General features: G+C 50.3%; 18 protein-coding genes. 8 read left to right on the forward strand and 10 right to left on the reverse strand.

Annotated elements, in window-relative coordinates:
- The first annotated feature begins 575 nt into the window (after nt 1-575).
- The 4 genes from L4C36_RS15370 to L4C36_RS15385 all read left to right on the forward strand — a co-directional run bounded on the left by L4C36_RS15370 (nt 576) and on the right by L4C36_RS15385 (nt 6,582).
- Nucleotides 576-3,590 (forward strand): flavocytochrome c, encoded by a 3,015-nt coding sequence (locus L4C36_RS15370; protein ID WP_428478684.1) that lies wholly within the window; start codon nt 576-578, stop codon nt 3,588-3,590.
- Nucleotides 3,591-3,716: 126 nt separating this feature from the next.
- Entirely contained in the window at nt 3,717-4,661 is a 945-nt protein-coding gene (locus L4C36_RS15375; protein WP_428478685.1) for an FAD:protein FMN transferase, read from the forward strand.
- Between the two features lie 188 nt (nt 4,662-4,849).
- The gene (locus tag L4C36_RS15380; RefSeq protein WP_428478686.1) at nt 4,850-5,758 is read left to right on the forward strand and encodes a LysR family transcriptional regulator; all 909 of its coding nucleotides are present in this window, start codon (nt 4,850-4,852) and stop codon (nt 5,756-5,758) included.
- A 263-nt stretch (nt 5,759-6,021) separates the two neighbouring features.
- Nucleotides 6,022-6,582, forward strand: coding sequence for a hypothetical protein (locus L4C36_RS15385; protein WP_428478687.1), 561 nt, complete (start codon nt 6,022-6,024; stop codon nt 6,580-6,582).
- Nucleotides 6,583-6,781: 199 nt separating this feature from the next.
- Here the strand turns inward: L4C36_RS15385 and L4C36_RS15390 are convergent, their stop codons facing one another.
- A complete protein-coding gene (locus tag L4C36_RS15390; RefSeq protein ID WP_428478688.1) occupies nt 6,782-7,174 on the reverse strand; it encodes a hypothetical protein in 393 nt (130 codons plus the stop codon).
- Between the two features lie 344 nt (nt 7,175-7,518).
- On the opposite strand from L4C36_RS15390, the gene L4C36_RS15395 reads away from it, so the two are divergent.
- Nucleotides 7,519-8,370 carry a hypothetical protein gene (locus tag L4C36_RS15395; protein ID WP_428478689.1) on the forward strand — a complete coding sequence of 284 codons (852 nt, stop codon included), beginning with the start codon at nt 7,519-7,521 and terminating at the stop codon, nt 8,368-8,370.
- A gap of 170 nt (nt 8,371-8,540) precedes the next feature.
- Here the strand turns inward: L4C36_RS15395 and L4C36_RS15400 are convergent, their stop codons facing one another.
- Nucleotides 8,541-9,545, reverse strand: coding sequence for a substrate-binding domain-containing protein (locus L4C36_RS15400; RefSeq protein ID WP_428478690.1), 1,005 nt, complete (start codon nt 9,543-9,545; stop codon nt 8,541-8,543).
- A 240-nt stretch (nt 9,546-9,785) separates the two neighbouring features.
- A complete protein-coding gene (locus L4C36_RS15405; RefSeq protein WP_428478691.1) occupies nt 9,786-12,935 on the reverse strand; it encodes a beta-galactosidase in 3,150 nt (1,049 codons plus the stop codon).
- Between the two features lie 436 nt (nt 12,936-13,371).
- On the opposite strand from L4C36_RS15405, the gene L4C36_RS15410 reads away from it, so the two are divergent.
- Together L4C36_RS15410 and melB are read left to right on the forward strand one after the other, a co-directional pair.
- Nucleotides 13,372-15,489: an alpha-galactosidase gene (locus L4C36_RS15410; RefSeq protein WP_428478692.1), complete on the forward strand. Its 2,118-nt coding sequence runs from the start codon at nt 13,372-13,374 to the stop codon at nt 15,487-15,489.
- A 505-nt stretch (nt 15,490-15,994) separates the two neighbouring features.
- Complete coding sequence (gene melB, locus L4C36_RS15415; RefSeq protein ID WP_428478693.1) at nt 15,995-17,368, forward strand: melibiose:sodium transporter MelB; 1,374 nt, start codon at nt 15,995-15,997, stop codon at nt 17,366-17,368.
- Nucleotides 17,369-17,497: 129 nt separating this feature from the next.
- Here melB and L4C36_RS15420 read toward each other — a convergent pair whose 3' ends face one another.
- Nucleotides 17,498-18,415: a LysR family transcriptional regulator gene (locus tag L4C36_RS15420; RefSeq protein ID WP_428478694.1), complete on the reverse strand. Its 918-nt coding sequence runs from the start codon at nt 18,413-18,415 to the stop codon at nt 17,498-17,500.
- Between the two features lie 175 nt (nt 18,416-18,590).
- On the opposite strand from L4C36_RS15420, the gene L4C36_RS15425 reads away from it, so the two are divergent.
- The gene (locus L4C36_RS15425) at nt 18,591-19,055 is read left to right on the forward strand and encodes a nuclear transport factor 2 family protein (RefSeq protein WP_428478695.1); all 465 of its coding nucleotides are present in this window, start codon (nt 18,591-18,593) and stop codon (nt 19,053-19,055) included.
- Nucleotides 19,056-19,119: 64 nt separating this feature from the next.
- Here L4C36_RS15425 and rarD read toward each other — a convergent pair whose 3' ends face one another.
- From rarD to L4C36_RS15455, 6 genes are all read right to left on the reverse strand, one after another.
- A complete protein-coding gene (rarD, locus tag L4C36_RS15430) occupies nt 19,120-20,016 on the reverse strand; it encodes an EamA family transporter RarD (protein ID WP_428478696.1) in 897 nt (298 codons plus the stop codon).
- Between the two features lie 87 nt (nt 20,017-20,103).
- A complete protein-coding gene (locus L4C36_RS15435) occupies nt 20,104-21,270 on the reverse strand; it encodes a M20 aminoacylase family protein (RefSeq protein ID WP_428478697.1) in 1,167 nt (388 codons plus the stop codon).
- 76 nt (nt 21,271-21,346) lie between these two features.
- Nucleotides 21,347-22,330, reverse strand: coding sequence for a DMT family transporter (locus L4C36_RS15440; RefSeq protein WP_428478698.1), 984 nt, complete (start codon nt 22,328-22,330; stop codon nt 21,347-21,349).
- A 24-nt stretch (nt 22,331-22,354) separates the two neighbouring features.
- The gene (locus L4C36_RS15445) at nt 22,355-23,131 is read right to left on the reverse strand and encodes a maleate cis-trans isomerase family protein (RefSeq protein ID WP_428478699.1); all 777 of its coding nucleotides are present in this window, start codon (nt 23,129-23,131) and stop codon (nt 22,355-22,357) included.
- A gap of 68 nt (nt 23,132-23,199) precedes the next feature.
- Nucleotides 23,200-24,363: a M24 family metallopeptidase gene (locus tag L4C36_RS15450; RefSeq protein WP_428478700.1), complete on the reverse strand. Its 1,164-nt coding sequence runs from the start codon at nt 24,361-24,363 to the stop codon at nt 23,200-23,202.
- Nucleotides 24,364-24,520: 157 nt separating this feature from the next.
- The coding region (locus tag L4C36_RS15455; protein ID WP_428478701.1) for a PLP-dependent transferase at nt 24,521-25,118 on the reverse strand (598 nt) is incomplete at its 5' end.

A 25,118-nucleotide genomic window follows, 5' to 3' on the forward strand; every position in this document is an offset into this window, starting at 1 on the left:
TTTGACGTTTTATTTTTACGCTGAATGGGATTATTAATTTTCGTTAGAAGGAAAACGTGCGCCAGTGCACATTATGGTACATGCGTCACTAAGCGATAAAGTGCGATGAAAAGCAAGGGAATTGTTAAATGGAGAACATGAACCAAGCGACGTGTTGTCGATGCTATATTTGTCCATCTTTATGTTTTTAAAGTGATTAATTGTCATTCGTTTCCGATTTTTTAAAGGGTTATCCGTAACATGGTGGTTACCATGTGTATCTGGAATGCAGCCAGACTGAGTATCAATGCATTTTTGTCATACAAAAAATGCAAAGGATTCATTTTACTCATGCGCTCAAACCATTAGTATTTTCAGGGTTATTTAATCAAGCGTGTTTTTATCTTGAGAGATATTTTAAAACGCATGCAAGGATAACGCTATTTTCATTGTTCTATCTCGCACGGATGTATTTCACATCCTATGGCGTTGTCACGCGTAATCGACGGAATGTGTAGTTGTTCTTATAGAAAAGGCATGGGTGTTTATTGCCAATGATTTTTCTATGAGAATTAATCTGTAAGAAGGAAAGTTTGATGGCTCAGTTAGTCGATGAAATCGTATTTCAATCAGGGGTCACGTTAAAGAACCGCATCGTGATGGCACCCATGACGATTCAATCTGCGTTTTTTGACGGTGGTGTGACGCAAGAAATGGTCAACTACTACGCGGCGCGTTCCGGTGATGCCGGTGCCATTATCGTAGAAAGTGCGTTTGTAGAAAATTACGGTCGTGCTTTCCCTGGCGCATTAGGTATTGATACCGACAGCAAAGTGGCCGGATTGAAGCAACTGGCTGGGGCGATCAAAGCCAACGGCTCAAAAGCTATTTTGCAAATTTACCACGCGGGCCGTATGGCGAACCCGGAATTTAACGGTGGTCATCAACCGATTTCAGCCAGCCCCGTTGCGGCATTGCGTGATAACGCTGAAACCCCACTGGAAATGACCAAAGATCAGATCGAGGCGATGATCGACCACTTCGGTCAGGCCGTGCGCCGTGCCATTGAGGCCGATTTTGATGGCGTTGAAATTCACGGTGCCAACACTTATCTGATCCAGCAATTTTTCTCTCCACACTCTAACCGTCGTCATGATAAATGGGGCGGAAACATTGAACGCCGCACTCGTTTCCCATTGGCGATTCTTGCCAAAACCAAAGATGTTGCTCGCGAGCACGGTAAGACTGATTTTATCATCGGCTACCGTTTCTCTCCGGAAGAAATTGAACAGCCAGGTATTCGCTTTGATGAGACCATGTACCTGCTGGATAAATTGGCCGCGCACGGTCTGGATTACTTCCATTTCTCGATGGGCAGCTGGGCGCGTAACTCGATTGTCACGCCAGAAGATGCCGAGTTGTTGATCAAAAAATACCGCACACTGCAATCTGAAAATGTAGCCAAAGTCCCGGTGATCGGGGTGGGTGGCATTGCCCAACGTGCCGACGCCGAAAACGCGCTGGCACAGGGTTACGACATGGTGAGTGTCGGTAAAGGGTACTTGGTTGAACCAACGTGGGCGACCAAAGCACTGAGCGATGAAACCTGCGCAGAGTTTGCCGATATCGCTCAGCAACATGCCTTGCACATCCCAACGCCATTGTGGGAAATCATGGATTACATGATTGTCGACAGTGCGGCGGAAGCCTTGAAGCACCAGCGCATTAAAGAACTGCAAAACGTGCCAATCAAGTTCAATGCTGGCGAGTACACGGCTTATGGTCGTGGTCACAATGGGGATTTACCGGTGACGGTGACGTTCTCTGACGATCAAATTCTGGAGATCTTTGTCGATTCGTCGAAAGAGTCTGACGGCATTGCCAACCCTGCGTTTGAGCGTATTCCACAGCAGATCCTTGAAGGGCAAACCCTGAACATTGACGTTATCTCGGGCGCGACCGTGAGCAGTCAAGCGGTGATTGACGGCGTGTCGAACGCGGTGGATCTCGCGGGCGGTAACGCTGAAGCCTTGCGCTGCAAAGCCAAAGAAGCGGTGGAATGGTCATCGAAAACCATTGAGGAGACCGTAGACATTGTCGTGGTGGGCGGCGGCGGTGCCGGTTTGAGTGCGGCACTGACTGCGCTGGACAACGGCAAGTCAGTTATCCTGCTTGAAAAATTCCCTGCCATTGGCGGTAATACCGTGCGTACTGGCGGCTGGGTGAACGCGGCGGAGCCGGAATGGCAAAACGATTTCCCTGCACTGGCGGGCGAAAAAGAAACCCTGATGCAATTGGCGAAAACGCCGGTATCTGAGTTTGTGGGTGAATACCTCACTGATTTCAATGTACTGAAATCTCAGTTAGACAATTACTTCACCGATATGGCGGCAGGCAAACAGTACCTGTTTGATTCTGTCGAGCTGCACCGCATTCAAACCTACTTGGGCGGTAAGCGTACCGATCTGAATGGCGAGTCAATTTACGGTCAGTATGATTTGGTGGAAACACTGACATCCCGTGCGATGGAATCGGTCGACTGGTTGAGCGAAAAAGGCATCGACTTTGATCGCAGCGTGGTGGAAATTCCGGTCGGTGCGCTGTGGCGTCGTGCCCACAAACCAAAACGTCCGAAAGGCGTTGAGTTTGTCGACAAACTGCAACAGCGCATTAAAGAGCAGAATGGCCGTATCATTACCGATACCCGTGCGACCGACCTGATCGTGGAAGATGGCAAAGTGGTCGGCATCAACGCGGTACAAGCGAACGGCACCAAGCTGGTGTTGCGCGCGAATTACGGTGTAGTGATGGCCTCGGGTGGCTTCGGTGCCAATACGCAGATGATCAAAAAGTACAACACGTACTGGAAAGAAATCGCGGACGACATCAAAACCACGAATTCGCCAGCCTTGGTGGGTGACGGTATCGAAATCGGTGAAAAAGCCGGTGCGGAACTGGTGGGGATGGGCTTTGTGCAGCTAATGCCAGTGGGTGATCCGAAATCGGGCGCATTGCTGACCGGCTTGATTGTGCCGCCAGAGAACTTTGTGTTCGTGAACCAGCAAGGCAAACGCTTTGTGGATGAATGCGGTAGCCGTGATGTATTGTCTGACGCGTTCTTTGATAACGGCGGCCTGATCCACATGATTGCCGATGAGAAGATCCGTCAAACAGCGGCGAATACTTCCGATGAAACCATTGAGCGAGAAATCAAAGAAGGCATCATCATTCAGGCAGACACGCTGGAAGCCTTAGCAGAGAAAATCGGCGTGCCGGCAGATGTACTGACGCACACTATCGAGCAGTACAACGGTTATGTTGACCAAGGCCACGATCCGGAATTCCGTAAGAGCGCATTTGGTTTGAAAGTGGATCAAGCACCGTTCTACGCGACACCGCGTCAGCCTTCGGTTCACCACACTATGGGCGGCTTGAAGATTGATACCCAAGCGCGCGTGATCGGCAAAGATGGCAACATCATTCAAGGTCTGTACGCAGCGGGTGAAGTAACGGGCGGTATCCACGCCGGTAACCGTCTGGGCGGTAATGCCTTGATTGATATCTTCACTTACGGCCGTATCGCTGGTAACAGTGCCGCTGAGTGTCATTAATGTCGGTGATAGCTCCTGTTTTGAACAAGAGTCATGAACTAACGTTCTGAATAGGAAAAGGTGAGAGAGGGGAGCCATGCTTCCCTCTTTTTTCGTATTGAAAACCGGACAATCAACAGCATGAACATGACCAACTATCGCGCGCGGTTTGAAATGATGGGCACTTTCATTGATCTGGTGGTGTATCACCCGGATGGTGAGCAGTTGATCAAACAGGCTTATCAGCAATTGGCCCAGTATGCACAGCGCTTTACCGTCAATCAGCCGGACTCGGAATTGATGCGGGTGAATCAGCAAGCGGGGATCGCCCCGGTAAAGGTTCCGCCGGATCTGTTTAACCTGATCCACCTTGCTAAACAGCACAGCGCCGATCAGCGCAATCCGTTCAATATCGCCATTGGCCCGTTGGTGAAAGCGTGGCGCATTGGCTTTAAAGACGCTCACGTGCCAAGTGCCGCGACGATCACGGAAAAGCTCACATTGGTTGATCCGCAAAACATCATTCTTGATGCGCAGCATCACACGGTCTATCTCACTCAAGCGGGGATGGAGATTGATTTGGGGGCGATTGCCAAAGGCTATTTTGCAGATCAGGTGATACAGCGCCTGATAGCTGCCGGTGTCGAAAACGGCTTCATCAGTCTAGGCGGTAACGTATTAACCATTGGCCATTCTCCGAAGAACGACAATCAGGCATGGAATGTCGGCATTCAGGATCCTTTCGGGACGCGCGGTGAAATCCTGCGCGTGGTGCCATTAACTGGTATATCGATGGTGACCTCGGGCATTAATGAGCGTTTTTTCCACGCTAACGGACAGCGCTATCATCATTTGCTGGATGCGCAAACCGGCATGCCGATTGAGACCGACATGGCGAGTTTGACGATCATCTCTCAGCACTCCGTGGACGGGGAAATTTGGAGTACGGCAGGCTTCTTACCTTCCATCACACAAGCGATTGAGTACATCAATCAGCAACCGGGCATCGAGGCGGTGGCCGTGTCGAAACAAAAAGAAGTGCATGTTACCCACGGGCTGGTGGATCACGGCGGGGCAATTGTCTTGGTGTGATGTCGGTGACGATGAGCACAAGGCAGACCCTGCCGCTATTTAGCATCAATTATCTAATGTGAACCTAAAGGAATGAGGTATTATTGGCTGGGTATACTTTATAGCGGTTGAGCAACGGGGTCATATGTGCCGTCATTTTCATTTTACTATGACTCTCATAACAGTGAAAAAGGGATGAACGGAGGCTGATGAAATACGAAGATATGAAGCTTTTCCATCAGGTTGTTGAGAAAGGTGGTATAACTGCAGCGGCTAATTTTACGGGCTGTCCGAAATCAACCGTGAGCCGCCATATAAAAGATCTGGAGGATGTACTGGGGGCCAAATTATTGAATCGCAGCAGTCGCCGCTTTCAGTTAACGGCTACTGGCGAGATGTTTTATTCGCGAAGTAAAGATATATTGAAAGATGTTGAGTCGTTAGAAAAAGACATTACCGAAAATCAGAATATGGCAGAAGGAAAAATCACCATATTAAGTCTATCGCCATTAATGCAGTGTTTCACTCAACATATTAAACAATTTTATGATAAATACCCTCACATTGAGCTGGAAATCTATGCGCAAGATGTGGTGGAACGCACTATTCCCAAACGTCGATTTGATTTAGTTCTCCAATTGGATCAACCAGAAGACAGTACATTGATTGGCAAACAAGTCTCTACGATCACCGCTGACTATTATGCGAGTCCTGATTATCTTGCTGAGTTTGGTTATCCTGACAGTCCTGAGGCACTTATCCATCATCGAATTATTTTTCGTGGTTTGAAAGAGGCAGGGGCGATACGCTGGCCTTTTCAGAATCCGTCACGCTATGTTGATCTGTCTGCGGCACATACAACGGTGGTTGATTCTCCGGATATGGCACTTACCTTTGCTCTTCAAGGTTTGGGCATCGCGTTGTTACCCGATTTACAAGCAGCACAAGCAGTACAACAAGGGCATTTGGTTCCATTATTTGCTCAGGCACATCGATATAGTTTGCCGATTTATCTGTTGTATCAAGACCGTCAATATATTCCTTATCGACTGCGGTTGATGATTGATTATATATCTGAACATTTTCATAATGCGCTGTGCAAACATTCTTCGTGCTGAAAAACTCGGCGAGATATCTTTCTCGCCATTATTAGAATAATAAAAATACATTTGTTGTGTATATTTATACCGATATTTTCTTTGATGTAAATCTATGGTTCCAAAATGTGGAACGAAAAGTCCCAAAGTCTGTTGTTGTTAATGTGCATTGAATGCATAAAAATGAGTTCTATTAAAAAATAATTATCCATCGGTCATTTATCCCCGGCGGTTAATTTTTTCATTCTGCATCATTGATTCTAAAAACATACTGGAGTGATAACGTGGACTTATTTAACCTGTTTCAAGGTAATGAAGCGCTCTCTGCAACGGCGGCTATTTTGGCTTTCTATGTCGTGGCGATGGCGATAGGGGGCGCGCTGTATAAGTGCGGCCTGTTTCGTGACATTCATGGCCTACCGACCAAAATGCAACGTGTGGGACGCATACTTGCCATTCTTGCGGGGTTGACTTTGATGTTGAGCGGTTTGGGTAAAGTGATTGGTCTCGCGCCCATGGTCGCCAAGTTCACGCAGTTCGGCATGATTCACATGTTTACATTTACCGGTTGCACGGAGATTTTTACCGGGCTGTTAATCATTTTTCCACGTACCTACAAGCTGGGCCTGCTGATGGGAATTGCGTTGTTGGGCGGTGCAATCACCAGTCATCTTCCTTCGTACTCAGACGGCATTGCGTGGGCTATCCCATCGGGTTCCGTGATGGTCGTTTTATGGGCCTCTGCCTTCTTTTATACGCCAGATGCGTACCCAAAGTGGTTTGTTGAATGGGTTAATCAGTATATTTTGCCGAAGACATTACACACGCAATCTTCATTAAAATGAGGATGTAGTGTAAAGGGTGGCATAGAAAAGCTCTCAATGATGGGGGCTTTTTTGTCTCTGCATTTTGCGTGTTTTTCTTTGTTGTGATTACCTCGATGGTGATGATGACAAGATCGGGTCACTGGCAAGGATAGGTCATTTTTCTGTGTTTCTATTTATCCGTCGTTATATCTTCTCGTCATAGTGAATATTGCGAATGTTAGGCATACCGAAAATCATTGATGAGGGTGGGTTTGTTTGAAAAGAAGACTTTGCTGAACAGCGATTTGTATTGCCATCCGCGATGTAACAGGCGATGGGCGAGGTGCTTATTTTCAATGATCGCCACTTCGAGTCCTTGGTAGTGGTGCGGATGACTTCTGACGTAATCAAGAAACTGGGTGAAGACACCTTGTCCTCTCACTGATGGATCAAAGTGAACAGACACAATGGAGAAACGCTGACTTCCTACCGGGCAACGCACGAAACAGTTCCCCAACGGGTGGTGGATGGTTTCAGAAAATTCAGGAAAAGGGCGCAACTCAAAATCCTCTGAAATCTTGTCATATTGCGAGCAGAGGTAATGAAAAAGGTGTTCCGCGCTGTCATTCATCACGGCCTCGTTGGGGGCTGTTTAGGTTAATGGTGTTCGTTTTCTTTTTCCATTGTAACCACAGAACCTCCCCAAAATGGCGGTAGACTTTTAATGTGAGGCTTTCCCCTTTTTGAATCCTAGCCCCTTTACCACAATACAGTGGCTAACAGGCCAGTCCATGATACTCAGACATGGCTCTTTATTTCTATGTGTCAGATTTTTAAGCATAACATGCGATGCACTGCAAACTAATCCGGCTCTCGTGCCTTTTTTCTCAGCGGTGTCTTTAATACGCTATTTGTTCAATCCCAAAGCTCACATTAAGCATCCAGAAAGCACGAAGCACATACCAAGGATAAGGCATGACACGAGGTCGCAAGAAGTCTAAATCTCGCCAAACGCAATTGAATCGCACAAAACAGCCGTCTTTAGTCAAACAAGGCAAACACGAACTGGAAACCGACAACCCCGAAGTACAAGGTAATGTGAAACAACGTCTGTTGATGAAAATGCCGATTCGTGGGCGATTGGGGCAACTCACGCGTGCTGTAAACCGGGCTATTCGGCGGGTATTCCCATGGGGTTATGGCGTTCTGAGTGTGTGCTTGATGTGGTTGGGTATTCAAGTCATGGACACGGCAGTGTGGTGGGGCATGGCAATACTGTTTTCTCCGTTTTTGTTAGTGCTGCTTTGGTTTGGTGTCGGTGGTTTTCTGGTGATGTTGTTTGGTGCGATACGGGAAGACAGGGTTTTCTGTACCTTGATGTTCATGATACTTCCGCTCCCAATAGCCTTGATGTTTGCGATGTTACATACCGTCTATTCAGATGCGTACATGTTGGCAATGAAGGTGTTTTACGGCCTGTATTTCGTGAGTGTGTGCTACGTGGTGGTGGCTTCACCGCCCACTATCGATGCGTGGCTGTCTCGCTGTTTGCCACGATGCAGCAAGTGGGTCGCCGGCTTGTTTATGTTAGCTTTGGTAGAGGCGACATCTCCTTACCCTAAAACAGAGATTAGGGAGGTCACGTTTAGTCCGTGTCAGTCCGAAAAATACCATTTCAGGGGAGAGGTGAAATACAGGCAGGACTGTGAGGCAACCTTTATGCATGACGGAAAACGCATGACAAGGGTGTTTTCGGATACGGATCCGGTGATCACGGTCAGGCAGGGATTGTTGGATCACTTTACTAATGGGAAAGCGGTGCACTAAATGTAAAGGTTAGTTGGGAATAGAAAGGTAATACCAGAGATATGCATCGTATATTGCCATGTAAAATATGTTCATAGACGGGCGTGTCTTTTCTCTGTGATGTGTTTTCAAAAAGAAAGCGCCGTGAATTCGGCGCTTTCTTTTTTATGCGTTGATATCGCGATTCGCACTTATTGCCGTTGGCAAACCGAGGCACGGCGCACCAGTGTTGGCATAAACAGCTTTTGCTCGCCGCGTTCAACTGGCACATTGTTCGCCAGCATCAACGAGAGCTTCACCGCTTCACTGGCCATCACTTGGATGGGGTAGCGAATGGTGGTGAGACGCGGGTAGATGTAGCGGGCAATGTGGCTATCATCAAATCCGATCACCGACATCTCTTCTGGTATGCGAATGCCATTTTCTTGTAGCAAGGCCAAACAGCCAGCGGCCATGTCATCGTTATAGGTGGCGACTGCGGTGATGGGAGTGTTTTTGGCAATCAGGTTCACCATGGCTTGTTCGCCGCCGTACTCATCCGGCTCCCCGTATTCAATGTAGTGATCTTTGGGTTCAATGCCGTTATCGCGCAGCGCGTCAAGGTAACCGGCAAGGCGGTCGTGCGCATCTTCAATGTCATGACTAGAGCAGATATAGCCAATGTCACGGTGGCCGTTTCGGATCAAATAATCAGTCGCCAGATATGCGCCGCGATGGTTGTCGAGGGCAATACAGCGATCAGCAATGGCCGGTACAGTGCGATTGATGATAACCATACCAGGAATTTCTTCGGCTAACGCGGCCAACTCGTCATCACTCAAGCCTTTACTGTGTACCACCAAGGATTCACAGCGGCTGTTGATCAGCAAGTTAATCGCATTACGTTCTTTGTTGGCATCGTGGTAGCCGCTGCCGATCAGCAGTTGCTTTTCCTGCTCACTGGCGATGGTATCAATGGCTTTGACCATGGTACCGAAGAAAGGGGCGGACACATCATTGACCAGCACACCAATGGTGTTGGAGGACTTGCTCACCAGCGCACGGGCGTTGGCATTCGGACGATAGCCCAGCTTTTTCATCGCGGCTTGTACGGCGGCAATGGCTGTCTGGCTGGTGTTCGGGGCATTGTTGATCACCCGGGAAGTCGTGGCGATGGAGACCCCTGCTTCTTTCGCAACGTCTTTAATGGTAGCCATAGGGCCCTCGTGGTTGATGTGTTTTTGGTAACAGCCTGCATCTAACAATAGTTAGCGTGATAACTCAAACGGAAAACGGGCGTTAAGTGTACGGTTTCAAGGTTTTAAGTGATTTTTGATGGTTTTTAATTCATTTGATAAAGGCGTGAAGCGCAAGCGATGAAAAAATCCCCAAGTCTCCGCGAAGGAAGCTTGGGGATGTTTATCGGTCAGATAACTGTATGTCTAGCGCCTAGCGAATTAGCGGGCTGCGGGTGCCAAGGTGACGCGGTATTGATAGGCTTTGTCCGTCAATTGGTATTCAGCATGCACGCTTGGGCTCCAAGAGTCATCGCCGCCTACACCCATGTGCTGGTGGTCAAGGCGCAGATACACCACGTCTTCCGCTGTCAGTTCATTGGTGTGCTTGGCATCGGCCAGTTGCTGCTGGTTGTAGCGACTCACGTTAAACATAAACTGGCCGAAGGCTTCAAGGTTGCCCAGTTGCAGCCATTGCGTACCACAACGTAGCCCACTGTCGGTCGGGAAAATGTATGGCGTATGCATGGCGCTCAGCGGTTGGGTGTAACGGCCAACGCGCGCTGCAGCCAGACGGTCAGGATAGTTCTCAAACGGGCCTAGACCTTGCCAGGTGATCAGGCAGTCTTCATGTTCCGGCTGCTGTGTATCTGATGGTGTATGCGCATTCGCTGTTAGCGGCAGCACCATTTCCATCCCGATGCGTGGCATTGGCGGCAGGTGACCGGCCAGTTTCACATCCACATCGATATCCATCTTGCCGTCATTATGCAGGGTGTAGCTCCATGTGGTGATGGCTTGGATCTCGCCACCAAAATGGTAAGCAAACATGGCGGTGACCAATACGGCCTGACGTTGAGTTTGGCTGTCACACTGCACGCATTGACGTTCCCAGCGGCCTATACCGGCCATGTCCCAACGGCACACCCAAGCATTCGGATCGACGTTATCCACTTCGCTCACACCGATGTCGTTATCCAGCGGCGCACGGAAGAAGTTATCTTCTGGGGCACGGACACATTGTGCGTTGCCGTCCACTGTCCATTGCGTCAGCAGGCCTGTGGTGGTGTTCCACTGCCAGTGGTGACGGGCATCGTCACTGGTGACGGTCAGGGTGTCGTTCTCAACCTGCAATTGCGGTGCTGCTTGCGTGTTCAGTGTCGGTAACACCAAGCCAGAGTGGTTACGCAGCGCAAACTGTTCGCTGGCACAGCAGTGTTCGGCGTTTGCCCATGCAGTTGCCGTGATCAGGCGAATGTCAGTGTTCAGGTGGTACTGCGCATCGGCTTTCGATGTGAAGTCCAAGCTGAGAGTCAGGGTTTGTACACTGTCAGCGGCAATATCCAGCGGGCACTGACCGGTTTGGATAACCACGCCATCTTCCAATAGCGACCAATGCAGCATTTCGTTATCGGTCGCGCGGAACAGATACTCGTTACGCACGGTTAACTCGCAGGTGGCCTGTGATGGCGATACCTGAATGTGTTCAGCAAGTGCGACCGTGATCATACGCTGGCAGAACTTGGCCTCTTCCAGTGTCGGGTGCGGGGTGCGATCCGGGAAGACCAGGCCGTTAATACAGAACTGGCGGTCATTGATTTCATCGCCGAAGTCACCACCGTAGGCCCAGTAATGCGTGCCGTTGGCATCCTTCTGGCTCAAGCCTTGGTCAACCCAGTCCCAAATAAAGCCGCCTTGCAGACGTGGGAACTCACGGAATGCGTTCCAGTACTGATCAAAACTGCCCAGACTGTTACCCATGGCGTGGGCGTATTCACACAAAATTAGCGGACGGTGTTCGTTAGGAAGTGAAATCCATTTTTTGATTGGCCATTTTGGCACGGCCTCATCGTCAATCGTAGTGTCTACGCGGGCGTACATGGGCGCAATGATGTCGGTCGCTGTGCTGTTGGCGCCGCCGCCTTCGTACTGGACCGGACGGGATGGGTCGAATTGTTTTGACCACGCATACATCGCATTGTGGTTGCTGCCGTGGCCGGATTCATTACCCAGTGACCAAATGATGATCGACGGGTGGTTCTTATCACGCAGCACCATTTGGGTGTAGCGGCTCATGTAAGCGTGTGCCCACTGCGGATCGGCTGACAGACGGTTCATTGGCTGCATGCCGTGGGTTTCAATATTGGCTTCATCGCATACATACAAGCCGTATTGGTCACACAGTTCATACCAACGTGGGTGGTTCGGGTAGTGGGCGGTGCGCACGGCATTGAAGTTGTACTGCTTCATCAGGCAGATATCGCGGATCATATCGGCATCTGTCATCACATGACCCAATTCTGGGTGATGCTCGTGACGGTTCACCCCACGGATCAACAGCGGCTTGCCGTTCAGCGTCAGCTGACCGTCTTTGATTTCCACTTTACGGAAACCGACGGGGTAGGCTTCGCTTTCGATGTGGTTGCCGTCAGTATCCAGCAGCGATACGACCAAGCGGTACAGGTTCGGGGTTTCGGCGCTCCACTGGTTCGGCTCACGAATGTGTAGCGTCTGGAACACCACGTCGTCATACGTGCCACGCTCGTCAATGCGGCGGTTGTGTGGGCGGTCGATACGTGGCTCGCTGACCGCGTTTTCTCCGTCAAACAATTGCACTTGTACTTGGTACGAATCTGGCGCATTCAGGTGCGTCACAATCGACAGGGAGCCGTCACGATAACAGGCGTCTAAATCTGGTGTGATGAACACATCTTCAATGCAATGCTGCGGTTTGCTCAACAGGGTGACATCGCGGAAAATGCCGCTCATCCACCACATGTCCTGATCTTCCAAGTAACTGCCGTCACACCAGCGGATCACCATCACGGTCAAGCGGTTGGTGCCTACGCTCAGGTGTGGCGTCAGGTCAAACTCTGCCGGTAAGCGGCTGTCTTGGCTGTAACCGATCCACTGGCCGTTACACCACAAGTGAAACGCTGAGTTCACGCCATCAAAAATGATGCGCTGTGTCTGAGTCAGATCGGCGTCGGTTAGCGTGATTTCCGTGCGGTAACAACCGGTTGGGTTGTCTGCTGGCACGAATGGCGGATTTACGTCAAACGGGTATTTCACGTTGGCGTAAATCGGTTTGTCGTACCCCTGTAACTGCCAGTTAGCCGGTACAGTAATGCGATTCCACGCGCTGTCATCAAAGTGCGGGTCGATGAATGCACCGTTGACCTGCTCTGGCGCATCAAACAATTTGAACGCCCATTGCCCGTTAAGAGAGCGGCGTTGGGCATGACGGCCATCGCGGGCGTGTTCAGGTTGGCGGTAACTCGCCAGTGGGCTGTGTGCTTTTAAGCAGTGAATATTCACTGATTGTGGGTTTTCCCAGTCGCGTCGCTGAATAATGCTTAGAAATGCCGTCATGGTTGTCTACTTCTGTTCATTTGCAGTGTGAATACGGTGAGAGGGGGATGTGGTGCACATGCATGGCATGCCTTTACAGCGCCAGATATCCCTGCCATTTTTCAGCAGTGTAAAATAAATATGGAAACGTTTTCATGACGAGAGTGGCATTTTTACTGATTTGATGAGAAATTTAACGCGTTATTCTGATGTTCCTGGCCTCTATAAAGCGTTATTTATTCTTCATGGGTATGTGTAGGGTGCTTGATGTGCGTTTTAGTGGTGTTGCTGTCGGTTTTTACGCCAATGTTGTATTTAAAATGCGCATTTAGGTCATCTTGGGTGAAAACGTTCCCATTTGTGTGGTGTGAATCACAGTAATTGCCGTTTTTTAAATTATGATACGCATCAATTAACGGCCCATCGCGTGGCCCTCTGTTATGCAAGGAAAAGCAAAATGACGGTAAAATCTCTGATTGAATTAGTGGGAACGCACACCCAATTGATGGTTGAAATGGGGGATTTCGCCGAGATTTTGCATTGGGGGCTACCCGTAAAAGGCAACAGAGACAACAGCCGTTTAGCGTTGCAACGTCCGGTACCGTATGGCCGTTTAGATAACGACGTGGCGATGACGTTAAGCCCTGAACTGGGGCGTGGCGTATTCAGCAGTCCGGGTCTGGAAGGGCACCGAAACGGACAAGACTGGGCGCCGGTGTTTGTGATCACCCAGATCACCCCACAGGAAGAAGGCACCGTGATTGTCAGCGAAGATACGAAAGCGGGTCTGCGTTTAACCACCGAACTGTTTTTGGATGCGTTTGATGTGGTGAAAACCCGCCACACGCTGACTAACCTGAAAGCCGGAGCTTATCAGGTGAACCGTTTGGCGAATACCTTGCCATTGCCTGCCCGTGCGAACGAGTTGATGACCTTTTACGGTCGTTGGGTCAAAGAATTTCAAACCGAGCGTCAAGCGCTGCCGCAAGGGGGTTACCAGCAGGAAAACCGCCGTGGCCGTACCTCGCATGAACATTACCCCGCTTTAGTGGCCGGCACGGCACATTTCAATGAAATGCAGGGTGATGTGTGGGGCTTCCATTTTGCGTGGAGTGGTAACCACCGTTTGCGCGTAGACGTTAAAGCCGACGGTCGTCGTGTGATGCAGGCGGAAGTGATCTACCTGCCGGGCGAAGTGAGCCTGCAGCAGGGGGAAAGCCTGACCACGCCGTGGTTGTACGCCAGTTACAGCCATCAGGGCCTTAATGGCATGAGCCACCAATTCCACTCACACGTGCGTCGTTCTATTTTGCCGCGTGAATTTGCTCAGAAGCCGCGTCCTATTCATCTGAATACGTGGGAAGGGATCTACTTTGACCATGATCCTGACTACATCATGGCGATGGCGACCCAAGCGGCTGACATGGGTGTCGAGCGTTTCATCATTGATGACGGCTGGTTCAAAGGCCGTAACGGGGACAAAGCCGGGCTGGGTGATTGGTTCTTGGACCGTGAAAAATACCCACAAGGTTTAGCACCTGTGGTGGCACACGTGAATGCGCTGGGAATGGAGTTTGGCTTGTGGTTTGAGCCCGAGATGATCAATAAAGATTCGGATTTATTCCGTACCCATCCCGATTGGTTATTGGCCGTTGACGGTTATGATCAGCCGACGGGCCGAAATCAGTATGTGATTGATCTGCAAAATAACGCAGCGTTTAATTTTCTGTTTGAACGCCTGGATCATTTCCTGAGCCAGTATAACATTGCCTATATCAAGTGGGACATGAACCGCGAAGTGGTGCAGCCAGGACACCTCGGCCAAGCGGCTGCGCATCAGCAAACCCAACGCTATTATCAATTGGTCGATAAAGTGCGCGCCAAGCACCCGAAGGTGGAGATTGAATCGTGCGCGGCAGGCGGTGGTCGTATTGATTTTGAAGTGCTGAAACGGACTCATCGTTTCTGGGCGTCAGACAACAATGATGCGTTGGAACGCCAGACTATTCAACGCGGCATGAGCTACTTTTTCCCGCCGGAAGTGATGGGCAGCCACATTGGGGCGAGCCATTGTCACAGCACGCGTCGTCGTCACAGCATTGCCTTCCGTGGTTTAACGGCACTGTGCGGGCACATGGGCATTGAACTGGATCCGGTTAAAGAATCGGCGGAAGAAAAACAAGGGTTTGAGCATTACATCAAGCTGCACAAAATGCTGCGTCCACTGCTGCACGGTGGCCGTACCTGGCGAGTGCCGACCGATGATCAGGCCCATCAGGTGCATGCTGTGGTTGCCAATGACCTCAGTGAAGCCGTGGTATTGGTGGCGCAATTAGCCATGCCAACCCATGCATTAAGCGGTCACTTGCGTATCCCGGGGTTAGATCCACAAGCAACTTACCGCATTACGGTGCTGGATAAGCCAAGCAATTACGATGATATCGTGAATTATCAGCCGCCGTGGACAGAATCCGGCTGTGAGTTGACCGGTGACTGGTGTGAATCTGTCGGCTTAACCATGCCGATTCTGGATGCGGAAACCGCGATGTTGATCAAATGCGAAAAGATTGACTGATAGCCCCCTCATTATTTACGTGCTTATTGCGATAAACACGCCCATTTTTCTCTTTCATCCTAAGTTTGCATTTTGCAGCCGCATTGGTGTTAAGCCCATGCGGTTTTTTTTATGTGCTTCTATGGGGATAACGTTCTATGAGGAAAGGAGAGGGCGACGTGATACGCGGCAATGGAATGTGAGTTATGAAATCGTTTTCAACTTGTTTTACGTCTTAATAGTCGTCAAAATCAGAAAATACGCGTATTTAATGCGTCAGATGTATAAAAATGGCGCTTTGGATCTCACTTTATCGATCTGGTTGTAAACGTTTCCATAAAGAGGCAGTGGATCACAGATTCCAAGTGGCAGAGTGGGTACATTTGTCATCGGACTGAAGGTGCAGTGACAGCAATGCGCGATCGTTAGGTGAACGCAGCAACACTGGACATAACCATTAAAAACACAAGGTCAGTGTTGCAAACCCGTGCGAGGGAAAAGCAGGAACGGACCGGAAGGATAGAATATGTCTGATCAAATTACGCTACAAACCAAGTTATCGTACGGGTTAGGTGCGCTGGGCAAAGACTTTGCCTGTGCGCCTATCTACATTTTCTTAATGTTCTATTTCACGGATGTGGCGGGTTTGTCAGCCGCGTTCGTTGGTACCATCTTCCTTGCTGCTCGTATTATTGATGCCATTACTGACCCGATGATGGGTGTGGTGGTGGATAACACCCGCACAAAATTTGGTAAGTTCCGCCCTTGGATTGTGATCGGTACGCTGCTTAACGCCATCGTGTTGGTGGGCTTGTTCAGTACGCACATGTTTGAAGGCACCGCGCTGTACATTTACGCGGCGGCGGCGTACATCCTGTGGGGCTTAACCTACACCATTATGGATATCCCTTATTGGTCAATGATCCCAGCGCTGTCGAGCTCACGTCAGGAGCGTGAAAAATTGGTGGTGTGGCCGCGTCTGTTCGCCAGTCTGGCTTGGTTCATTACCGGTACGTACGGCCTGCACATTGTCGGCAAACTGGGGAACGGTGATCAAGGTGAAGGCTTCTTCAATGTCGCCATGCTGATTGCGGTATTGTTTGTGATGAGTGCGTTCCTTATCGCCCGTAACGTGAAAGAAAAAGCCGCGCCAGCCGATGCGAAACCGGCGGAAAAATTCAGCTTTAAAGATGTATTGGTGATTATCGGTCAGAACGACCAGCTAAAAGCACTGATCGGTACTGTGCTGTCATTCCAGATTGCGAACCTGTTGGTCGGTGGCTTTGCGATTTACTACTTCTCTTACGCATTGGGCAATGCCGATTTGTTCCCGGTGTATATGATGGTGGCGGGTATTGCGGAAGTGGCGGGTGTGTTCTTGTTCCCTCGTATCGCGACCTTAATGCCGCGTAAATACTTGTGGCTGATGGCGAGCGGTTTCCCGGTGCTGTCTTGTGTGATTCTGTTGGTGATGGGGGTTATCGCCCCAGGTAATGCGTTGCTGATTGGTGCAGCGGGTGCGGCCATCAAGTTCGGTGTGGGTATTGCGAACGCATTGCAAACCGTCATGTTGGCAGACGTCGTTGACTACGGGGAATATAAAACCGGTCGTCGCAGTGAAAGTGTGATTTTCTCTGTGCAAACCATGCTAGTGAAATTTGCTGGCGCAGCCGGTGGCTTCATCGTGGGTGTGGGTCTGTCAGTGGTGGGTTATGTGCCAAACGTAGAGCAATCTGACAGTACCATTATGGGTCTACAGTTCATGATGGTTGGCCTGCCAGCGATTTTGATGACAGTGAGTGGCTTGGTATACCGTCGTTACTATCACTTGCATGATGGCTTTGATAAAGCGGCCGCAGAGCGTAGCGAAAACGGGCAGGGTACACCGGTTAAGGCGTAATCTTTCATCATCATTCCATCATTCGTAGTTAAAAAGCCGTGCGGTGTTCTCTGGCCGTACGGCGTAAATATTTAGTATCTCAACACCTCAAAAAACAAATAACATTCTCTCAAGTCATTTAGAGTCAGATCATGCGGTCTGGCTCTTTTTTTCATCCCGCTTTTCCAGTAAGAAATCAATAAATGCACGCACACGTTTGGCCTTTTGGCTGTGCTGGTGGAAATACACATGCACGCCGGAGATGGAAGACCAGTAGTCGGGTAACACTGGGATCAATGCGCCTGATGCAAAGTAAGGCTCAAACACCGGCCCCATTAATTGCCCTATCCCCAATCCATTTAATGTGCCGTCCACCACGAGGTAGGTGTCGTTGACCACCAAGGCGCGTGCCATCTCCACTGTGATTGTGGTGCCGTCTTGGATCACTTCGACCGGTGCCAATTGGTTTGAGGTGATATAGCGATATTGAACCAAGCGATGGTGTTTCAGCTCATCGGGCGTTTGTGGCTGACCAAACTGGGCCACATACGCCGGAGAGGCCGCCAGCGCTCTGTCCATAGGAGGCGTCAGTGGATGTGCCACCATGCCAGCTTCCACTTTCTCACCAAATCGGATCCCCATATCAAAGCCTTCGCGCATGATGTCGACTGTGGCATCCGACAAGGAAATTTCCAGTTCAATGGCCGGATAGCGCTGACAAAATTCAACATAGACCGGCTTGATCAGCAAGTGATAAACAAAGTGCGGCATGGTGATGCGTACTTTACCTGACGGCTGGTGGCTGAGATCGCTGATGCTCTCGACGGCAAGGCTTAATGCCGACAAAGACGATAGCGTTCGTTCGTGCAAGAGTTGCCCCGCTTCCGTCAGTTCGATGTGGCGGGTGGAACGGGTAAACAGCGGTAAACCGAGTTGCTTTTCAAGCGCTTTCAGTGCCTGACTGACCGAAGCGGGGGTGATTTCTAATTGGCGAGCGGCTTGCGCGAGGCTACCGGCCTGCACAATGGCGTGAAATATCGTTAATTGGTTATAGGTGGTGCCGTTCATGAGACGGTCTCCGTTAAAGCGGGGACGTGATAACGCCCAGTATCTGGGAGGCAGTATAGGTATATTGTTAAGCTCTGCCTAATAATGATTTAAGTGAACAGCAGCTAAACGTAACGAGTCGGGCAATGTATGCTAGCGCTATTAATAGAAACAGCATGTTAGCAAAGGAAACATTATGAATCATGTGCTAGAGAGTGTGAATGACGGTTCAGAAAGTCATATCCGTCAGTTTGTGTCGCATTGGTTTGGTTCGTTTGACCGCTTGAGTGAAGAGAGTGGCTTTTTTACGCCGTTCTTAGCCGACGATGTGGTGATCAGCATGTCGGAAGGGACGTTTCAGGGGCATGACGGTTTCCGTGATTGGTATGCCATCGCGCTGAGCCTATTTAAATCGGATTGCCAGCATCAGCTTGAGCAAGTGGAAGTTCAGCCAGCAGCCATTTCTCTCGCTGACCGTCGCGCAACGTATGACGTGACCATGCGTATTCGCTTGCAAGCGCAAACCCATTCAACGTCCCCGATGGGTGGCGAGCCGGTGGATTTTTTACTGAATGAAACGTGGCGTGTGACCGTGAATGACGCCGGTGATGTGCTGATCCATGAATATCTCGTCGTGCCATTTACTCAGGATTCCGAGTAATAACACGGTGCCATCAGCCCATGTTGTGCAGAGCGGGCTGATGGCAGTGAGTGAAAAGTAGGGTTTAGCCCAATGCTTTTTCCATCGGTGGCTGTTTTTTCCTGAAGGTCATTTCGATGATGCACAACAGCAAGCCAAGCCAGATCAAACCAAAGCTCATCACTTTGATTTGTAGCAGCACCTCGCCAAACACCATGACCGCCAGCAAGAACTGGATGCTCGGTTCAATGTATTGAATAAAACCAATCATCACTAAGTTCGTGCGTTCCACGGCCATCGAGAAGAGCACCAAGGGAATTAACGTGACCGGTGCCGAAAGCAAATACAGCATGATTTTGCTGCTGTCGCCAGATTGGAAGACCGATGTTTGCTGCCACAAATCGCCGAACAAAAAGCACAGCGCAATCGGCAGAATCGTAATGAGTTCGATCATCATGATACTGAGCGCATCGAGGTGGACAAATTTCTTCATTAAGCCGTAAAGCGCAAACGCTCCGCCCATGATCAGCGACAGCCACGGCAATTCCCCGTAGTAATACACTTGGCAACCAATGCCTGCAATTGACAAGACCACGGCAATGGATTGATAAGTGGAGAGCTTATCTTTGAGGAACAGAACGCCCAAAATAATGGAGAAAATCGGGTTAATGAAATACCCCAAGCTGGCGGCAAGCACCTGCTCGTGAGTGACCGCCCACGTGAAACTGTACAGCGACAGGAAGTTAAACATGCCAGCGAGAAAACACAGTAAGACGGTTTTTTTGCTGCGCATGGCGGCCCATATTTTCCCCATTGGGATGTGTAAGGCTTTCAGTAGAAAGTACACACAGGGGATCGAAAACAGGACACGAATAGAGAGAATTTCGAGCACATTCGCATTGGGAATGTATTGAAAATACAGCGGCAGTAAGCCCCACACTAAGAAGGCAACCACCGCCAGGCCATTACCGGATAACATCATATTACGTCCCTCAGTACACAGAGAGGCAGACCACGAGAAGCGTCTGCCTGATAGTAAAAGTCCCACCAATGAGATGTTGCGTTTGGGTTAGCCCGCGAGCTGATCGCGCACCAATTCCACCCAGAAATCGACGCCGATCATCAAGAGATCGTCGTTAAAGTCGTAATGCGGCAGGTGTAAAGGCACACCGCCTTTTTCGCCCGTGGCGCCATTGCCGACCAGAATGTAGCTGCTTGGGATTTCACGTTGCATGAACGAGAAATCTTCCGAGATACAGAAGGGTTTGCACTTGTCGTTTACCTTAGCGTCGCCGACGACTTTCTTCGCCACACGCACGGCGATGTCTGACTTTTCACTGTCGTTGACGGTAGATAGCACGCAGTTTTCAAACGTAAAACGGTAGTCCAGCCCAGCCGCTGCCGTGACCCCCGCGACCACGCGTTCCATCGCTTGCTTGATGTAGGCTTGGGTGTCATCAGAGAAACAGCGGGTATCGCCAGACAACGTCACCACGGTCGGGATCACGTTGGCACCGCCATTGGTTTTAATGTCGGTGACCGACAACACAGCGGGTTCATGGATGGCATCCAAGTTGCGGGTGATGATGCCTTGCAGGGTGGATACCACATTACAGGCCACCAGTACCGGGTCGCTGCCCAAATGTGGCATGGCGGCGTGGCCACCGGCTGCGTGGATCTCAATGCTGAAATGATTTTCACTGGCCATGACCGAATTAGGGCTGATCAGGAAACTGCCCACGTCCAGCCCCGGCAGGTTGTGCATGGCGTAAATGGCATCCATCTTCCAGCGGGTAAACAGGCCATCTTCAATCATGGCTTTGGCGCCAGTGCCTTGCTCTTCTGCGGGTTGGAATACAAAGTACACCGTGCCGTCAAACGCGGTATCTTGTGACAGTTGGTATGCCGCACCCAGCAGCATGGCGACGTGCCCATCGTGACCACAGCCGTGCATCATGCCTGCATGTTGAGAGGCATAACCAAAGGTGTTCTGTTCTTGCACGGGAATCGCATCAAAGTCGGCACGCAAGGCAATTGAGCGATCGGACGTGCCACGTTTTAAGATGCCGACCATGCCGGTTTTACCGATATTACGGTGGACCTCAATGCCAAAGCTGTTCAATTTGTCGGCAATAAAATCCGAGGTGACGGTTTCTTCAAAGCCAATTTCTGGGGTGGTATGCAGGAATTGACGCCATTCGATCATATCTTTGGTGCTAATAGTTTGCGTATTCATCGTCATCACATTCACTTAGGCAAAAAAAGAGCAAGATCACGGGATGACCTTGCTCTGTTAATAGAAGAGGGAGAAATTAGTTCGCCATGTCAGTCGCGACAGTGGCATTGACCGCTTGTTGCGCCGCTGCAGCTTTGTTGCGGTTTGCCGTCGCTTTCACGAAGACCATTAACGCTGCTACAACGATTGCGATAGCTGCACACTTCCACAGCGTCACAGGTTCAGACAATACAACGGCGGCCAATACGAACGATGCAAGTGGCATCAAGTTCAGAGCCATACCCGTACCGTCTACACCGACTTTGGTGATGCCGTAGATGTAGATCAAGTAGCTGATACCCGAGATGAACACACCCAGAATGAAGATGCTCAGGATACGTGATGGTGCAGTAAATGCGCCCAGTGCTGTGGTGAAATCAAGACCATAGAACATCACGACGAAAGTGAAGCCCACTGCCGCAAAGATGAACTGGTGGTACATGGTAGAAATAGAACCGTATTTCTTCGCCAAATCCGCACGGGTGTAGGCCGTTGAAGCAAAGGCAAACGCACTCATGAAGGCAATCAAATGACCGATGCTAAAGCCATCAGAGTTCAACGCTGGATCGTAAACCAGCATGGTCACGCCGGCGAACGCCAAACAGGCTGCGCCCACTTGCATAAGGGTGAAACGCTCACCACGGGTCACAAAACCCACGGCCAGAATTTGAATCGGGATCAGGCCCATGATCACGCCGTTTTCAGACGCGGTGATGTAGTCCAGTGACAAGAAAGCAAAGTAACTGAACAACGCTTGCCCGATAAAACCACACGCGAACGTTTTGACGACATCGACGCGGTTATCCCACGAGTAGCTGAATTTTTTGTAGCCTTCAGCGGCAATCGACTTGCGCATAACCTGCAAAATCACGAACAGGGTAATTGACGCCACGACATAGCGCAGCCAAACCAGCATTTTGGAGTCCATGACTTCCATCAGTGGTGTACCCACAACCCACGGTGTACCCCATAAGAAACCGATGAAGATGGCGGCTATCCAGCCTTTTTGTTTTTCTAACATGATGAATCCGTCCTTTAAATGAAATTAGATGTCAGTGCCTGAAAGCAGTTTTCCGTAACCTGGGCAAACCGCTGTTTTGCCGCACAAGTGCATGGAGTGCCAGAATAACGCCGAGTTGCTTGATACAATTGGCACGCCGAACTTGTCTTCCAGATGCTGGATTTTCTCGACGGCACGCAAGCTGGTGCACGACATGAAAATAACGTCGACATCGTTGTCTTTCAGGAGGATCTCAATGCCTTCTTCGAACGATTGCAGCGGAACTTTGTGGATGATGTTGTCATCAAGAATGCCGAAAGCGGCAAGGGCGACCACATCAAAACCGGCATCAATCAGTTGCGCGCGCAGTGGGAAGTTCACATCCGTTGGGTACGGTGATAAGACCGCGATGCGTTTCGCACCAAGGTGCTTAAATGCGGCTTGGGCGGCTGTCCATGGGTTGGTGGATGGAATGTCACCACGGCCTTTGGTCATCAGCGTCGCCACTTTCTCTTCACCGATTACAATCGATGCCGATGTGCAGGCAAACGCCATCACATCCATTGGCAGGCCATCACCGACCAGTACCGCACCGTCGCTGATGCTGGCCGCAACCGCATCTAATGCTTCCGGTGTCATGCCGTTTTCTTTAAAAATACGGGTACTGAATAGGGCGGCTTGTTCACGCAATAGGTGAGACCAATCAGTTTCAAGGGTGTGGTCGTTCGCCAGTTGCACCAAACCAATGTGGGTACGTTCAGGGCGTGGGGCAGGTTCAAAATCCAGTTTTACTTCAAAAGCATCAAATTGTTCAAAGTTCATCTTTCTTTCCTTGTTGTTATTCTTTTTTTGCCACCGCGCGAGGGAAGACGCGGTGGCATTTTTTCACGTTATTTAATGATGATCAGTTCAGGTTCAGCACGCTCAGACAGCCATTCCGCACCGTCTTCGGTGATCACAATGTTCTCTTCGTGCAGCATGGTTTTGCCTTGTGCGTACACCATGCCCGGCTCAAGCGTCATGACCATGCCCGGCTTCAATACGGTGTTGTCGGTCGCGGTGTTAGAAGGACGCTCAGTCAGTTCCATGCCTAGACCGTGGCCGACACGGCCGATGTCATTACCCAGTGCGCCATTGGCTTCCAGTACTTTCCACATCGCGTTATAGATGTCGGTGGTGGTGGCACCCGGACGGGCTGCTTCAAAACCTTTGGTGGTCGCTTCGTAGGTCGCGCGGTACGCGGCTTTGGTTTGCTCGCTTGCGGTGCCAAAGGCCCAGTTGCGGTCAAAATCAGAGAAGTACCCATCCCATACGGCGCCGGTATCAATCAGTAGCACGTCACCGTGTTCAATCACACGATCCGTTGGCCCCATCAAGATGTCGTCGTACGCGTCTGGACCTGACCCTGCGATGATGAATGGACAGGCATCTGCACCGGCTTGCAGCATGTCCATGCCGAATTGCTTACAAATTTCACGCTCTGTCATGCCGACACGGGCATACTCAGGAATGCGCTTGAAACCGATATTAGTGATGCGGCAGACTTCGCGGGTTTTCGCGATTTCCGCTTGGGATTTGATTTGACGCAGACCGTGCATCGCAAGGGCAACATCAACGAATTCTTTGTTCACCATGGTGGTGAGTTTCAGGTAGTTGTTCACTGGCATACGCAGGTGCGATTCAATGCCCAGTGTGGCACCGACACGGCCATGGCGGCTTGGCAGGGTATTCAGTACGTTAGCCACCAAGCTGATACCGTCGTCTTCTGGGCGAGGGGCTGGCCATGTGATGACGTCATCCAGCCAGGTGTTACCCATGCCCTTGGCGCCAATTTCAGGCACGACCGCAATCGGTTTGCCTTCAGCGGGTACAATCACGAACCAAGGGCGAGTTGGGCTGTGCCAAAACTGTGAAAGGAAGCCGGTGAAGTAACGTACGTTCGGTTCAGTGGTGAAAATCATCGCATCGAGTTTCATCTCATGCATCACTTTCTGTGCACGCTCGGTACGGTGTTCAAATTCTTGTTGGGTAAAACCACGCATTGGTGTTGTCATTGTCTTTTACCTTGTATCACATTGTATGATGTTGTTTTTATTAGGTTGTGCGTTGCACAAGTGGGATGCCGAATGAGGGGCGGCATCCCCCTTGCTAATCTGTTTGCTTGACGCTTGGTGTTGCTGGTTTTGGTTTTTTATTTGTCGCGTCGGCGAATTAACGCAGGATGGCCGTCATCGCACGATCCAAATCTGCAATCAGCTCTGGCGTGTGCTCAAGGCCGATGTTCAGGCGCACCAAGCGACCCGCGTAATCTTTGCCCGGACGTTCAATGTTTGGGTACACCAGCGCCAAACTGGTGACGCCGCCCCAGCTCATGCCGATCTTGAACATCTCAAGGGTGTCGATGAAGGCTTCCACTTGCTCGGCGGTGTAGTCGTCGCTGAACAAGAAAGAGAACACGCTGCTTGAACCGGTGAAATCACGTTTCCAGATCTCATGGCCCGGGCAAGACGGGAATGCAGGGTGGAAGACTTGCGACACGGCAGGGTGGGTGGATAGCCACTCCGCCACTTCCAGCGTTGATTTCTCTAGGTGTGCAAGACGAATTGCCAGAGTTTGCAGGCCGCGTAGCGCCAAGTTGCAATCGTCCGGAGAAACGGCAAGGCCCAGCTGCTTGAAGGTACCGCCGACTTGTTCTTTCAACGCTTCCGTATTGACAGAAACCGTACCCAGTAGCAGATCACTGTGACCGCCAACGTATTTGGTCAGTGCTTGCATGTTGATGTCGACGCCGTGGGCGAAGGCATCAAAC

The sequence above is a fragment of the Photobacterium japonica genome (genome assembly GCF_050337005.1).
GTDB classification, from domain to species: Bacteria; Pseudomonadota; Gammaproteobacteria; order Enterobacterales; family Vibrionaceae; genus Photobacterium; species Photobacterium japonica.